At 72.3% G+C, this 13,667-nt stretch carries 13 protein-coding genes and 1 pseudogene; 7 read left to right on the forward strand and 7 right to left on the reverse strand.

What is annotated here, in order from left to right; all coding sequences use genetic code 11:
* Positions 1–43 precede the first annotated feature (43 nt).
* Positions 44–604 carry a MarR family transcriptional regulator gene (locus RI138_RS09820; protein WP_398864233.1) on the reverse strand — a complete coding sequence of 187 codons (561 nt, stop codon included), beginning with the start codon at positions 602–604 and terminating at the stop codon, positions 44–46.
* Between RI138_RS09820 and RI138_RS09825 the strand changes: the two are divergent.
* Positions 503–946: pseudogene (locus tag RI138_RS09825) on the forward strand (MFS transporter); the annotation flags it as partial. The gene RI138_RS09820 and the pseudogene RI138_RS09825 sit on opposite strands and share 102 nt — an antisense overlap.
* Before the next feature lie 181 nt (positions 947–1,127).
* On the forward strand, positions 1,128–1,634 hold the full coding sequence (locus tag RI138_RS09830) for a DUF6584 family protein (RefSeq protein WP_311119594.1): 507 nt from the start codon (positions 1,128–1,130) through the stop codon (positions 1,632–1,634).
* Here the strand turns inward: RI138_RS09830 and RI138_RS09835 are convergent.
* Positions 1,607–1,948 carry a hypothetical protein gene (locus RI138_RS09835; RefSeq protein WP_311119595.1) on the reverse strand — a complete coding sequence of 114 codons (342 nt, stop codon included), beginning with the start codon at positions 1,946–1,948 and terminating at the stop codon, positions 1,607–1,609. The genes RI138_RS09830 and RI138_RS09835 overlap by 28 nt on opposite strands.
* 229 nt (positions 1,949–2,177) lie before the next feature.
* On the opposite strand from RI138_RS09835, the gene RI138_RS09840 reads away from it, so the two are divergent.
* Both RI138_RS09840 and RI138_RS09845 read left to right on the forward strand, forming a co-directional pair.
* Entirely contained in the window at positions 2,178–3,002 is an 825-nt protein-coding gene (locus RI138_RS09840; RefSeq protein ID WP_311119596.1) for a helix-turn-helix domain-containing protein, read from the forward strand.
* Positions 2,989–3,213, forward strand: a complete 225-nt coding sequence (locus tag RI138_RS09845) for a DUF397 domain-containing protein (RefSeq protein ID WP_311119597.1) — start codon at positions 2,989–2,991, stop codon at positions 3,211–3,213. Before RI138_RS09840 ends, RI138_RS09845 begins: the two co-directional genes overlap by 14 nt.
* Positions 3,214–3,435: 222 nt before the next feature.
* On the opposite strand, the gene RI138_RS09850 is transcribed toward RI138_RS09845, so the two are convergent.
* The 5 genes from RI138_RS09850 to RI138_RS09870 all read right to left on the reverse strand — a co-directional run bounded on the left by RI138_RS09850 (position 3,436) and on the right by RI138_RS09870 (position 8,685).
* Positions 3,436–4,083, reverse strand: coding sequence for a peptidoglycan recognition protein family protein (locus RI138_RS09850; RefSeq protein WP_311119598.1), 648 nt, complete (start codon positions 4,081–4,083; stop codon positions 3,436–3,438).
* A gap of 142 nt (positions 4,084–4,225) precedes the next feature.
* The gene (locus tag RI138_RS09855) at positions 4,226–5,107 is read right to left on the reverse strand and encodes a lysozyme (protein ID WP_311119599.1); all 882 of its coding nucleotides are present in this window, start codon (positions 5,105–5,107) and stop codon (positions 4,226–4,228) included.
* Positions 5,108–5,552: 445 nt separating this feature from the next.
* The gene (locus RI138_RS09860) at positions 5,553–6,386 is read right to left on the reverse strand and encodes a sugar phosphate isomerase/epimerase family protein (protein ID WP_311119600.1); all 834 of its coding nucleotides are present in this window, start codon (positions 6,384–6,386) and stop codon (positions 5,553–5,555) included.
* Entirely contained in the window at positions 6,383–7,537 is a 1,155-nt protein-coding gene (locus RI138_RS09865) for a dihydrodipicolinate synthase family protein (RefSeq protein WP_311119601.1), read from the reverse strand. Before RI138_RS09865 ends, RI138_RS09860 begins: the two co-directional genes overlap by 4 nt.
* Positions 7,534–8,685 carry a Gfo/Idh/MocA family protein gene (locus RI138_RS09870; protein ID WP_311119602.1) on the reverse strand — a complete coding sequence of 384 codons (1,152 nt, stop codon included), beginning with the start codon at positions 8,683–8,685 and terminating at the stop codon, positions 7,534–7,536. The genes RI138_RS09865 and RI138_RS09870 overlap by 4 nt, the downstream gene beginning before the upstream one ends.
* Positions 8,686–8,793: 108 nt before the next feature.
* Here RI138_RS09870 and RI138_RS09875 point away from each other — a divergent pair, with 108 nt between their 5' ends.
* The 3 genes from RI138_RS09875 to RI138_RS09885 all read left to right on the forward strand — a co-directional run bounded on the left by RI138_RS09875 (position 8,794) and on the right by RI138_RS09885 (position 13,597).
* Positions 8,794–9,867, forward strand: coding sequence for a LacI family DNA-binding transcriptional regulator (locus tag RI138_RS09875; protein WP_311119603.1), 1,074 nt, complete (start codon positions 8,794–8,796; stop codon positions 9,865–9,867).
* 271 nt (positions 9,868–10,138) lie between these two features.
* Complete coding sequence (locus tag RI138_RS09880) at positions 10,139–13,300, forward strand: type 2 lanthipeptide synthetase LanM family protein (RefSeq protein WP_311119604.1); 3,162 nt, start codon at positions 10,139–10,141, stop codon at positions 13,298–13,300.
* Positions 13,301–13,399: 99 nt separating this feature from the next.
* Positions 13,400–13,597: a hypothetical protein gene (locus RI138_RS09885; protein ID WP_096625724.1), complete on the forward strand. Its 198-nt coding sequence runs from the start codon at positions 13,400–13,402 to the stop codon at positions 13,595–13,597.
* Positions 13,598–13,667: the final 70 nt, after the last annotated feature.

Consider the following 13,667-nt stretch of genomic DNA (forward strand, 5'->3'; position numbering starts at 1 on the left):
TACCGGTTGGCACTGACAGGGCGGTTCGCGGCCCCAAGCCCCGTCACGGGGTGCGGGGGCCGGGCCCGCCGCCCCGGTACTCGTTCGCCGGCAGGGTGTCCATGGTCGAGCGCAGCAGGTCGATGAAGTCCTCGAACCGCTGGATCCCCTGCGGCGAGTACGTGGACATCGCCTCGGCCATCCGTTCCGCGTACGGCCCGAAGAACGCCTCCGCGCGCGGCCGGATGTCGGGGCTGCTGCGCAGCGTGACGACCCGGCGGTCGGTGCTCTCACGGGTGCGGACGATGTGCCCGGCCTGTTCGAGCCGCTTGAGGAGGATGGCCGTCGCGCCGGAGGAGAGCGAGACGCGCTCGCTGAGGCGGGCGGGCGAGAGCGGTGTGCCCTGGTCCTCGGCGTACAGGATCTCCACCAGGGCGGCGGCATCGGTGGAGTGCGGCCCGAGCCAGGTCGCGAAGCGGCGCGTGAACTCGGTGCGGTACGCCAGTGGCTCGGCGTCGCCGCCGTGGCCTTGGGCGTCGCACTGATCGTCGTGGACATCACGATCGTCAATGTGATCCTCGCGCCGATCACCGAGGACCTCTCCATCGCCTCGTCCGAGGCCCAGTGGATCCAGGAGTCCTACGCGATCACCTTCGCGACCCTCCTCCTGGTCACCGGCCGCCTCAGCGACCTCTACGGCGCGCGCCGGATCCTCCTGCTGGGCCTCCTCGTGTTCGGCGCGACGAGCCTGCTCGCCACCCTCGCACCGAGCGGCGGGCTGCTGATCCCGGCCCGGTTCGCCCAGGGCGTCGGCGGAGCGATGATCCTGCCCACCCCGCCGGCCCTACTGAACGCCACCTTGGCCGCGGCTGTGGGGCCGCTGCGTACGGCCACGGCGGCGGAGGCGGCGCGCGAGGCGATGGCGGTGGGCGTGCAGGTGTCCGGGTACGTGTGCGCGGGGCTACTGCTCCTGGCACTGGCGGCGATGCTGTTCATGTCACCGGGGGCGGGGCCGAAGTTCCGGGCCGAGGAGGAGCCGAGCGGTCGGCAGGAGGCGCCTGGCCGGGCCCGGTGAACTTCGCTGAGCCCCGGTGAACCGCTGAACAACTCACTCGCACGTCCCACTTCCCAGCCCCCATGATGAACGCATGGCCCTGAACGACACTCTGGCCCGCGTCGACGCGGACCTAGCCGCCGGACGCCTACCGGTGGCGAGGCAGCGCCTGCGCGGCCTGGTCTCCTCCTGCCCGCACGAGCCCGCGCCCCGCCGCCGCCTGGCCGAGGTCTACCGCCTGTACGGCGAAACGGCGCAGGCCGGCCGCTGGATGTACCTGGAGGAGGACCGCTCGCCGGAGGAGACGGCGGCCTTCGAGGAGCGGTACGCGAACGCCATAGGCCTGATGCGCGCGGTCGCCTGGCGAGGCACGGAGGCGGACGCGCCGACACCGTTCGCCGCCGAGCAGCTGGCTGCCGTACGCGAGGCCGCCTCGGAGACCTTGGGCCGGCCGGTCACGTGGGACGGGCTGGTGGAGGTGAAGGGGGACGCGCGGGAGATCAGTCCGCTGACCGACGCCTTGACGGGTGCCGGGTGCCTGCTGTTCGCGATCGCTTTTCTGGGGATCTGGGCCTACGGGCTGGTCTCGCTGTTCGACTGAGGCTGGGGCTGAGCGAGTGCGGCCTCCAGTCGGGAACCTCGGCTCTCCGCGATGCGCTGGACATGCTCCAACGACTCGGCCAGTCGGCGGGCGAGGAAGTGGATCTCGGGCGCGGTGACGCCGGGCCCGGTCAGTAGATCGTCGGCGTGGCCGAGCAGTTCGTAGGCCATGTCGAGCTGGATCTCCTCCACCTCATCGGCCCTCCGCGACACACGGCCGGCGCCGTCGCCCACGACGTAGCAGGGCTTCCCGCCAGTGCCTGTCCACGGCAGCAACCGTGCGACGGAGGCGCCACTCCCACCGGTCACCCTCATGCGACAGCCTCGCTTTCGGGGCCGAGGCGAAGGCTCGGGGGGCGTGGCAGCGGGTTCAGGGCACAGGCAAGGGCGTACGTCATTGGGGGGCCTGCTTTCTTGTCTTTCGGGCCGGACGGGCATCGCTTCTTTGCGTAGCGAACCCATCACAGAGTGGGGTCGGAGGTCGCTACGCTTCCAGGGGGTCGGGCATGACAGCACGCTGGTCAGATCGAGGAGTTGGGCGCGCATGAAGTCGAACGACAGGCCGCGCACGGCACGGCAGAAATACGGCGAGGAACTGAAGCTGCGCCGCCTGGCCGCCGGGATGACACAGGAGGCACTGGCCATACAGGTCGTCTGCTCGCCGACGCTCATCAGCCACTACGAGGCGGGGCGGCGGTTGCCCAGTCCGGACGACGCCCGGCGGATCGACCGGGCGCTGGGGACGGACGGGTTCTTCGAGCGGTGGCTGGAGGATCTGGAGACGAAGTACACCGACCACTTCGCGGCCGTGGCGGAGCTGGAGCTGCAGGCGGTGCTCATCCAGCAGTTCGCACTGACGCTCGTACCCGGCCTGTTGCAGACGAACGACTACGCACGGGCCCTGTTCCAGGCGTACCGGCCCAACCACCGCCGGGAGGAGATTGACCAGGACGTTGTCATTCGAACAGAACGCGCCCGTCTCCTCGACGGCCCGATGAATCCGGTGGTGTGGACCCTGCTGGACGAGGCGGTGCTGCGGCGGCGGGTCGGTGGCCCGCAGGTGATGGCCAGGCAGCTGCGGAAGATCGCGGATATGGCCGAGGCGGGACGACTGCGGCTGCACGTGCTGCCGTTCGAGGCGGGAGCCCACTCCCTCCAGCAGAGCCTGCTGACGCTGATGAGCTTCGCGGACTCGGCGCCGGTGGCGTACGTCGAGGGCTTTCAGACGGGAAACTTGATGGACAATCCGCGCTTGGTGGCGTCCAGCCGTACGGCCTACGATCTCGCTCTGGGCGATGCGTTGTCGCACCAGGAATCGGTGGCCCGTGTACGGGCCGCAGCGGAGGAGCACGAACATGGTCAGCAGTAGGCGGAGCGCCCCGGACGCGTCCACGCTCACGGGCTGGTTCAAGTCCAGCTACAGCGGCGGGGACCAGGGCGAATGCCTTGAGGTCGCGTACGGCCACGCCACCGTCCCCGTACGCGACAGCAAGGCCCCCGCAGGCCCTGCGCTGGCCTTCTCCGCCCAGGGCTGGTCGGCCTTCGTCACCGCCGTCAAGCACGGCAGCCTCTCCGCCTGACCCACGGCCTCCGACCAGCGGCCCCGTCACGGCCCCCGATCTGACGGGGCCGCCGTCATGGTCCGTTCTCCTCTGCGGCAGCACCCTGGTGATGACGGTCCTCGGCCCCCGCCGCGAGCTGGGCACGCTGCGGCCGGTCGGCTCCACCCGGCAGGCGGCCACTTCGCGCGAGGCGGTTCTCCCGTGCCCGCCGACGGGCATCCAGGCGAGGTCGCCTCGCGCTCAGCCGATGCTCGCCGCGACCTCGCTGCGAAGCTGCGGCAGTTGGTCGTGCAGCACACCCGGGCAGAGGGTGTCGCCGAAGTCCTGGTGGCCGTAGATGCGGGTCGGTGCGATGGCGTACTGCTCGCAGACGTACGCGCAGAGCACCACCAGGACCTCCCACTGAGCCTGCGGCGGCTGTGCGCCGTCGTGGTACGCGCCCTCGTTGGCGATGCCGATGGCTTCCTCGTTCCGGCCGGAGGTGTGCGCGCCCTGGACGAAGTCGCTGCCGCTGCGCAGCGTGCCGAGGCTGCGGTGGCGGCCCTCGGTGATCCAGCCGCCCCGGCTGACGAGGAAGTGGTAGCCGGTGTCGGTCCACCCGTTCTCGTCCATGTGCAGGTCCTGGACCCAGTGGGCGTGGCGGTGGGCCTGGGCGCGGGAGCCGTCGGAGGTGTTGGCGCTGACCGTGTGGTGCACGATGATCATGGTGGGCCGCTTTCCCACCAGGCTCAACGGGCCTTGGGGAGGACGGGCATTCCACTGGGACGTGCTGTCGATGTCCGGTTCGACGGTGCCGAGGGCGTGGGCCGTACCCGGTAAGGCGACGGCGGCCAGGCCGCCCGCACCGGCGAGCAGGACGTGACGACGGGACGGCTGCGGAAGGTTCACGGCGGGCTCCTGGTGTGTGGTCGTTCCGGCCCGGCGGGCGGACAGCGGGCCGGTGAGGGCGGCCAGGGGTGGCGGTGGGTACGGCGGCCGGGTGCGCCACGGACGGGACGGGCCCACCCGGCCGCCGCGAAGGGCGGGGCTGCTACGCCGTGTTGCCGGCGAGGGCCTGGAGCCGGGCGAAGCTCCCGTTGAACTTGTTGCGGTCCACATCGCCGGAGACCCCGCTGACCCGGCCGGTCGCCGTGTACTGCCAGATCGTCCAGGTGGGGAAGCCGTTGGGGATGTTCGGGCTGCTGGTGCCCCAGTGTGCCACCCACAGCGGTGACTTGGTGGCCATGCCGGTCCAGTTGCCGGTGCAGGTGTTCCACCAGCCGGCAGTCGTGTAGATGACGACGTCCCGGGTGGTGCGCGCCTTGTACGTGTTGTAGAAGTCGTTGATCCACGTGCGCATCCGGGTCGTGGAGAGGCCGTAGCACATGGCGCCGTAAGGGTTGTGCTCGATGTCCAGCACACCGGGGAGGGTCTTGCCGTCCTTGGACCATCCTCCGCCGTTGCTCGCGAAGTAGGCCGCCTGGGTGGACCCGTTGGAGATGTCGGGGCGGGCGAAGTGATACGCACCCCGGATCAGACCGGCGTTGTAGGAGCCGGTGTAGTTCGCGTTGAAGCGGCTGTCCTTGAAGGTCGTCCCCTCGGTGGCCTTCATGTAGGCGAAGTCGATGCCCGCGGCCTTCACCGAGCCCCAGTTGATCGCCCCCTGCCAGTGGGAGACGTCGATGCCCTGGACGCCGCTGGTGTCCATCGGTGCGACCCCGCCCGCCGCCGAGGACGCGGGCCCTTGCTCGATGCGGGTGCCCGCACCCATCCACGCCTGCCCGGACCGGACCGGCTCGTCGGGTGCGGGCGGCGCGGCGGCGGCCGCACCCGTGCCTGTCAGGACCAGTGCCACGGCACTGCCGAGAGCGGCGGCCGGTAAAGCCCCTCGGGATCTCTTGATTCGGCGGGACGGAGAACGGTACGCGGGCATAGCCACCTCCGGGCACGTTGACGAGGAAGAGATCCAGGGCACTCGGCCATTGAATGCCATGGACATGCCATGAGTAATGCACGGACGGGAAGGGGCGTAAAGAGTCCATTTGGTGTAGACCTGTGACGCCACTCCTCACCTGCGAAGACGCGTCGGAGCGGCGAGAATTTTCATTTCTGAAGGCCGCCGACCTGGGGAGGTCAGCTGTACGGAATGAAGGCCCTGCGAATACGAGGGCCGCGCATACGAGCACCACAGCGGAGAGGACCACAGCGAAACGGGGCCCGGCCTCGCGGCCGGACCCCCCTCGCTTTCCCCTCCCGTCGGGCCTTCCCGTTCCCCCCGGACCCCTCCCCGGAAGTCCCGACGCCCTGTGTGACCCGGGAGGCCGGCCAAAGGTTGCAACCCTTTGCGATCTCTTTACCTTCGGCTCGGATCGGTCCTCTCAGCAGGCATGTTGCACATAGCGCCCGATCACTTCCGCGAGCACCTCCGCCCCGTCACGGGCCCACAGCTCCTCGTTGAAGATCTCCACCTCGATCGGTCCGCCGTACCCGGCCGATTCCACTTGCCGGCGGAACGAGCGGAAATCCACGCTGCCGTCGCCCAGCTGCCCCCGGCCCAGCAGCACCCCCGCCGGCAGCGGGGTGATCCAGTCGGCCAGCTGGAAGGCGTGGACGCGGCCCCCCGCCCCCGCACGGGCGATCTGCTCCGGGGCGCGGTCGTCCCACCAGAGGTGGTAGGTGTCGACGACGACCCCCACCCGCTCGGCCGGGAAGCGTTCCGCGAGGTCCAGGGCCTGGGCGAGGGTGGAGACCACACAGCGGTCCGAGGCGAACATCGGGTGCAGCGGTTCGATCGCGAGGCGAACGCCGCGTTCGGCCGCGTACGGGAGGAGTTCGGCCAGCGCGTCCGCCACCCGCTCGCGTGCCCCGTACAGGTCACGGCTGCCCGGCGGGAGGCCGCCCGAGACCAGCACCAGGGTGTCGGTGGACAGCGCCGCCGCCTCGTCCAGGGCCGCCCGGTTGCCGTCCAGCGCGCGGGCCCGCCCGGCCGGGTCCGGGGCCGTGAGGAAACCGCCCCGGCAGAGGCTGGTGACGGTCAGACCCGCGTCCGCCATCAGCGCCGCCGCGCGCTCGACGCCGTACGCCTGGACCGGCGCCCGCCACAGGCCCACCTTGCCGATGCCCGCCTTGACGCAGCCCTCCGCCAGCTCGGGCAACGACCACTGCCTGATGGTCTCCTGGTTGAGCGAGAGGCGGGAGAGCTGATCGTTCACCGTGCTCCTCCGTGGACCGCCAGCAGTGCTCGCATACGGTGTGCGGCCAATTCCGGGTCCGGGAACAGGCCCAGGCCGTCGGCCAGTTCGTACGCCTTCGCCAGATGAGGCAGCGAGCGCGCCGACTGGAGACCGCCCACCATCGTGAAGTGGTCCTGATGACCGGCCAGCCACGCCAGGAGGACCACGCCGGTCTTGTAGAAGCGGGTCGGCGGCCGGAAGAGGTGGCGGGAGAGTTCGACCGTGGGGTCGAGCAGGGCGCGGAAGGCCTCCGTGTCGCCCGTGTCCAGTACCCGTACCGCGTGCGCCGCCAACGGGCCCAGCGGGTCGAAGACGCCCAGCAACGCGTGGCTGAAGCCACGTTCGTCGCCCGCGATCAGCTCCGGGTAGTTGAAGTCGTCACCCGTGTAGCAGCGCACCCCGCCCGGGAGGCGGCGGCGGACGTCGATCTCGCGGTCCGCCTCCAGGAGGGAGATCTTGATGCCGTCGACCTTGTCGGGGTGCTCCGCGATCACCTTCAGGAAGGTGTCCGTCGCCTCGTCGAGGTCGTCGCTGCCCCAGTAGCCCTCCAGCGCCGGGTCGAACACCGGGCCGAGCCAGTGCAGGATCACCGGCTCGGTCGTCTGGCGCAGGAGGTGGGCGTACGTGGCGAGGTAGTCGTCCGGGCCGCTCGCCGCCCGGGCCAGCGCGCGGGAAGCCATCAGGATCGGCTGTACGCCGTTCTCCTCGGCGAGCGCGAGTTGTTCCTCGTACGCCGAGGTGACCTCGGCCAGGGTGGGCGTACCGCCGTCGGGCAGCTGGTCGGTGCCGACGCCGCACGCGATCCTGCCGCCCACCGTCTTCGCCTCCGCCCCCGAGCGGCGGATCAGTTCGGCAGCGCCCGCCCAGTCCAGGCCCATCCCGCGCTGTGCGGTGTCCATCGCCTCCGCCACGCCGAGGCCGTGCGCCCACAGGTGGCGGCGGAAGGCGAGCGTGGCGTCCCAGTCGAGGGCCGCCGGGCCGTCGGGGCTGATGTCGGCGTACGGGTCGGCGACGACATGGGCCGCCGAGAAGACCGTACGGGAGGTGGGGGGCGGCGCTGTCGGCGTGAGGTCCAGCGGGGTGCCACGCGGGGTGTACGAGCCCTGGGGCAGGGGAACAGCAGCCGTCACAGCGTCAGCTCCGGCACCTCGAAGCGGCGACCACCGGCGGACGACTTGAGGCCCAGTTCGGCGAGTTGGACGCCCCGGGCCCCGGCCAGCAGGTCCCAGGTGTACCGCTCGTCCTGTGCCACATGGCGCAGGAACAGCTCCCACTGCGCCTTGAAGCCGTTGTCGAACTCCTGGTTGTCCGGGATCTCCTGCCACTGGTCACGGAAGGACTCGGTGGCCGGGAGGTCGGGGTTCCAGACCGGCTTCGGGGTCGACGAGCGGTGCTGGACACGGCAGTTGCGCAGGCCTGCCACCGCCGAGCCGTGCGTTCCGTCGACCTGGAACTCGACCAGCTCGTCGCGGTTGACCCGGACCGCCCAGGAGGAGTTGATCTGCGCGACCGCCCCGCCCGCCAGTTGGAAGATGCCGTAAGCGGCGTCGTCGGCGGTCGCCTCGTACGGCTTGCCGTGCTCGTCCCAGCGCCGCGGGACGTGCGTCTGGACGTGCGCCGTCACGGAGGTGACCCGGCCGAACAGCTCGTGGAGCACGTACTCCCAGTGCGGGAACATGTCGACGACGATGCCGCCGCCGTCCTCCGCGCGGTAGTTCCAGGACGGGCGCTGGGCCTCCTGCCAGTCGCCCTCGAAGACCCAGTAGCCGAACTCGCCCCGGACGGAGAGGATCTCACCGAAGAAGCCGGCGTCGATCAGGCGTTTCAGCTTGCGCAGCCCCGGGAGGAAGATCTTGTCCTGGACCACGCCGTGCCTGATGCCCGCGTCACGGGCGAGGCGGGCCAGGTCGAGGGCCCCCTCGACGTCCGTGGCGGTCGGCTTCTCGGTGTAGACGTGCTTGCCCGCCGCGATCGCCTTCTTGATCGCCTCCACCCGGGCCGAGGTGACCTGGGCGTCGAAGTAGATGTCGACCGTGTCGTCCGCGAGGACCGTGTCCAGGTCGGTGGACCACTCGGTCAGGCCGTGGCGCTCGGCCAGTTCCTCCAGGGCGTGGGCGCGGCGGCCGACGAGCACCGGCTCGGGCCACAGCACCTCGCCCTCGCCGAGATCCAGGCCGCCCTGCTCGCGGATGGCGAGGATCGAACGCACCAGGTGCTGCCGGTATCCCATGCGTCCCGTGACGCCGTTCATGGCGATGCGCACTGTCCTGCGTGTCACGAAGTTCCCTCCATACCGCGTAGCAAGCGCTTTCTATCCGAGATGACGCTAGCCTGCCGACAGCGGCCGGACAAGAGGGGGCCGCACGTGACCTCCCGGAGGACAGCGATGACAGTCACCCTGGCGGATGTGGCGGCCCGCGCCCGGGTGTCCCCGGCCACCGTCTCCCGAGTGCTGAACGGCAATTACCCGGTGGCGGCGTCGACCCGGGAGCGGGTCCTGCGTGCGGTGGACGACCTGGACTACGTGCTCAACGGGCCCGCCAGCTCACTCGCGGCAGCCACCTCGGACCTGGTCGGCATCCTGGTCAACGACATCGCCGACCCGTTCTTCGGGATCATGGCGGGGGCCGCGCAGACGCAGATCGGCGGGCCCGGGGACGGCTCGGGCCGGGCGGGCGGCGAGAAGCTGGCCGTCATCTGCAACACCGGCGGCTCCCCGGAACGCGAGCTGACCTACCTCACCCTCCTCCAGCGCCAGCGCGCCGCCGCCGTCGTCCTCACCGGCGGCGCGGTCGAGGACCCGGCGCACCAGGCCGCGATGACCGCGAAGCTGGTGAAGCTCGCGGACGCGGGCACCCGGATCGTCTTCTGCGGGCGGCCCCCGATGCCCGAGGGGGACGCGCTCGTCGCCGCGCTCGCGTTCGACAACCGGGGCGGCGGCCGCCGGCTCACCGAGCACCTGGTCTCCCTGGGCCACCGCAGGATCGGCTACGTCGCCGGGCCCCCGGAACGGACCACCACCCGGCACCGGCTGGAGGGCCACCGGGAGGCGCTGCGGGCTGCGGGGCTCGGCCCGGTCCCAGCCGACGAGGAGCGGCTCACCGTGCACGGGCCCTACGACCGGCGTTCCGGGTACGAGGCCACGCTCGAAATACTGCGCCGGGCACCGGACGTGACCGCGATCGTCGCCGCCAACGACACCGTGGCGCTGGGTGCCTGCGCGGCCGTCCGGGACCAGGGGCTGCGCATCCCGCAGGACATCTCGGTGGCGGGCTTCGACGATCTGCCGTTCTCGGTGGACGCGGTTCCGGCTCTGACGACGGTACGGCTGCCGCTCTTCGAGGCGGGCGCGCGGGCGGGCCGGCTCGCGATGGGCAAGGAGAACCCGCCGCCCGGCGGCATCGCGACCATCGCGGCCGAGCTGATGATCCGGGGGTCCACGGCTCCGCCCCGGGGGTGAGCCGGACGGCAGGCCCGATGCGCCTCGCGATGCCGCCCGGGGGGGCGTCCCGGCCGGCAGTCCGAGCGGCGGTCCCGGCGCGGCCGTGACGGGCGGGGCTGTGGCGGGCGGGCCATCGGGCCGACCACGTCCGCGATCCGGCTGAGACGGAAACAGCCGGTTGAGAAGCAGCCGATGCCGAATCCGCCCCCGGCCGTGACCGGTGTCTGCGGGCAGAGGGCGAAAGTTGGGGGCAACTCCCCCATGCGCCGCCACCCCACTCCCCGCCACGATGAACGCGGGCGGCCCGACCGGGACCGCCCCGGGACCGGGGAGGTGCGGTGCGGTGGCGGAGAAGGATCTGATCGACAGAGGCTTGGACGGTGGCCTCGGCACACACAGCGCCCGCGCTCCGCGCAACGGCCGCCCGGTCGCCCCGTCCGCCACCACCGCCCCGCTCCGGGACCGGAACGGGCAGCCCTGGTGGCTTCCCGGCGTCGTCGGCGACAGGCCCGCGAGCGAGCCCGCCTGGGCCGTCTTCGCCCGGGCCGCCGTCGCCGCCGCGCCCGTGGACGTGGAGGTCGCAGACCGGGCCTACCCGGGGCTCAGCGGTTTCGGACCGGTGGTCGCGCCGTTCGTGGAGGCGGCGGCCGTACGGCTGCGGGGCGCGCTGACCGTGGACAGCGCCGCGCCCGGTCCGGCGGGCGACTCCGACGCCGTACTCACCGACTTCCGGCGCCACCTGGCACATCGGCTCTGCCGGATCGCCGCGCGCACCCTCGTCACCGAGTTGCACGAAGCCCGTCGGCTCGGCCGGCTGAGCGGAGCGGGGCCAAGGGAGCGTTTCCGGGACTTCGTACGGGTGACCGCCCGCCGTGACGGCCTCGCCCTGCTCGTCACGGGCTATCCCGTGCTGGCCCGTCTCCTGGCGACAGCCAGTCTGAACGCGGGCGACGCCTTCGCCGAGATGGCCGCGCGGCTGGCCGCCGACCGGCATCTGCTGTCCTCGTCGGGGGTGTTGGGCGACCGGGCCGGACTCCCGGGCGGAGTGTTCGGCGGGGGCGCGGGCCCCGGGGCCCTCACCGGCGTCGAGGCCGGTGCGGGCGACAGTCACCGCGGAGGGCGGTCGGTGATGCTGCTGCGGTTCGCCGACGGCGCCCGGCTGGTCTACAAGCCACGTCCGATGAGCGCGCACCTGCACTTCAACTCCCTTACCGAGTGGTTCGGTTCGCTGCCGGAGGCACCGCAGCTTCAAGTGCCGCGCGTGCTGGACCGGGGGGCGTACGGCTGGGCCGAGTTCGTCGAGGCGCGGCCCTGCCCCTCGGTGGCGGAGACCCGGCAGTTCTACCGTCGGCAGGGGGCTCTGCTGGCGCTGCTGCACGCGCTGGACGGCACGGATCTGCACCACGAGAACGTGATCGCCTGCGGCCCGCACCCCGTCCTGGTCGATGTGGAGACCCTTTTCCACCTGCCCCTGGGGCCCGCCCGCTCCTCCGACCCGGCCGCCCGCGCCCTGCACGACTCGGTCCACCGAGTGGGCCTGCTGCCCCAGTTGCTCGTCGGGGACACGACCGCGCTCGACATGTCCGCCATCGGCGGGGGCCGGGCGGGCGCGTCCCCGATCGAGACCGCCGACTGGGCGGAGACCGGAACGGACCGCATGCGCCTGGTGCGGCGGGCCGGGCGGTTCACCGAGTCCGCCAACCGGCCCCGGCTCGGCGGGGTGGCGGCCGCCCCCTCCGCGTACACCGAGGAGCTGTGCGACGGGTTCCGTGCCGGGTACACCGCGATCTGCGAGCACCGGGGCGAACTGCTCGGCGAGGGCGGGCTGTTGCGGATGTTCGACCGGGACGAGGTCCGTTTCGTACCCCGGCCGACCTGGACGTACACGACGCTGCTGGACGAGTCGACCCACCCCGACCTGATGCGGGACGCCGCCGAGCGGCACCGGGTGCTCTCGCTCCTGCGCACCCCGCCCCTGGGCGCGCCCGCGCTGCCCGGCCTGGAGGACGAGGAGATCGCGGAGCTGTGGCGCGGGGATGTGCCGGTGTTCACCACCCGGCCGGGCGCCACCGAGCTGTGGGGCGGTTCCGGCCGTACGGTGCCGGGGGCGGGCTCGGAGGCGGGGGCGGTTCCGGGGCCGGGTTCCGTGGGCGGCGAGGGGGGCTCACGGGACACCTCCGGAACCACCGGTCTCGCCCGGGTGGAGGCGAAGATCCGCGCGATGGACAGCGTGGACCGGCAGGACCAGGAGCGGATCGTCCGGGCCGCCATGGTCAGCACCTCGCCCGAACCGGCGCACCGGGCGGCCGTGGGCGACCGGGCGCGCAGTGCGGCGCGGGCCCCGGAGCCCGAGCAACTGCTGTCCGCCGCCGTGTCGGTGGGCGACCAGCTCGTCTCGCTCGCCTACCGGCACGCCGGCCGCACCAACTGGGTCGGGCTGGAACTGCTCGGGGAACGCTACTGGCGGCTGACGCCGATGGCGGCGGACCTCGCGGGCGGTTACACCGGCCCCGCGCTGTTCCTGGCCCAGCTTGCCGCGGTCACCGGGGCGCCCCGGTACGCCGAGGCGGCCCGGGAGGCGCTCGCGCCGGTGCCGGGGCTGCTGGACGGGCTGCACGACCGGGCGGACGAGCTGGGGGCACTGGGCTCGGGAGCCTTCGCGGGTCTCGGCGGGATCGCCTACGCGCTGACCGAGGTGGGCTCGCTGCTGGACGACGCGGAGGTACTGGACCTGGCGGGCCCGGCGACCCGGTTGAGCTGTGCGGCGAGCGAGGCCGAGGACGGGTTCGGGGTGCGCGGCGGGGCGGCGGGCGGCCTGGTGTCCCTGCTGGCGGTGCACCGGGTCACCGGGCGGGCCGAGGCGTGGCGGGGAGCCGAGCGGATCGCCGAACGGATCGCGGCCGGCCCGCTGCCCGATACCGGGGGCTTCGCCGACGGGGCGGCGGGGATCGGCTGGGCCCTGCTGCGCTTCGCCGCCGCCGGGGGCGACGCCCGTCACCGGGCCGCCGGGCTGCACGCCCTGCGCCGGGCCGCCGCCTCGACGACGGGCGGGCCCGCGTGGTGCGACGGGGCCGCCGGGGTGGCGCTCGCGGTCGCGGACAGCCCGGACGCGCTCGCCGACCCGGAGCTGTCCAGCTGGTCCACGAGGGTCACGGGCGAGCTGGCCGACACCGGCCCACTCGCCAACGACAGCCTGTGTCACGGCGAGTTGGGGCTCCTCGAACTGCTCGGCCACCGCTCACTGCCCGCCTCGCGGGCCCCGTGGGTGCGGCGGGCCGGGACACTGCTCGCCGCGGCGGACCGGGACGGGCCCCAGTGCGGGACCCCCGGCCGCGTGCCCCACCCGGCGCTGCTCACCGGGCTGTCCGGGATCGGTCACGGACTGCTGCGGGCGGGGTTCCCCGACCGGATCGGCTCCGCCCTGCTCCTGCGACCCTCCCGGGCTCCTTGATCCGCCGTTCCACCACTTGACGACCCGCCGTTCCACCACCTGACAACCCGCCTGTTCCACCACCTGACGATTCGTCCACCACCAGAGGATGAGGCAGATATGACTCAGTACGACGAAGCGGCCACGCAGGCGTCCGACGAGACCGGGGACGGGGGCGCGGCCGAGCACCCGGCCGGACGAATCTCCCTCGGTTCCACCGGAGGGCTCGGCGCCCGGAGCAGACTCCTGAGCGTCTCGGAGGGCGAGACCGGCTACAGCCACGATCTGCCGTGGACCACCATGACGTCCCCGTTCTGACCGAATCTCGCCAACTCGACGCGAAATCAGCCAGATTGATCCGCTGCCCTAGAAGTTGAGGCTCCAGTAA

Source organism: Streptomyces durocortorensis (genome assembly GCF_031760065.1).
Classification (GTDB): Bacteria; Actinomycetota; Actinomycetes; order Streptomycetales; family Streptomycetaceae; genus Streptomyces.

Excerpts from the sequence above, each read along its gene's own strand:
- RI138_RS09830 (WP_311119594.1), top strand. The coding sequence starts at position 1,128 with ATGGCCCTGAACGACACTCTGGCCCGCGTCGACGCGGACCTAGCCGCC.
- RI138_RS09835 (WP_311119595.1), bottom strand. The coding sequence starts at position 1,948 with ATGAGGGTGACCGGTGGGAGTGGCGCCTCCGTCGCACGGTTGCTGCCG.
- RI138_RS09840 (WP_311119596.1), top strand. The coding sequence starts at position 2,178 with ATGAAGTCGAACGACAGGCCGCGCACGGCACGGCAGAAATACGGCGAG.
- RI138_RS09845 (WP_311119597.1), top strand. The coding sequence starts at position 2,989 with ATGGTCAGCAGTAGGCGGAGCGCCCCGGACGCGTCCACGCTCACGGGC.
- RI138_RS09855 (WP_311119599.1), bottom strand. The coding sequence starts at position 5,107 with ATGCCCGCGTACCGTTCTCCGTCCCGCCGAATCAAGAGATCCCGAGGG.
- RI138_RS09875 (WP_311119603.1), top strand. The coding sequence starts at position 8,794 with ATGACAGTCACCCTGGCGGATGTGGCGGCCCGCGCCCGGGTGTCCCCG.
- RI138_RS09880 (WP_311119604.1), top strand. The coding sequence starts at position 10,139 with ATGAACGCGGGCGGCCCGACCGGGACCGCCCCGGGACCGGGGAGGTGC.
- RI138_RS09885 (WP_096625724.1), top strand. The coding sequence starts at position 13,400 with ATGACTCAGTACGACGAAGCGGCCACGCAGGCGTCCGACGAGACCGGG.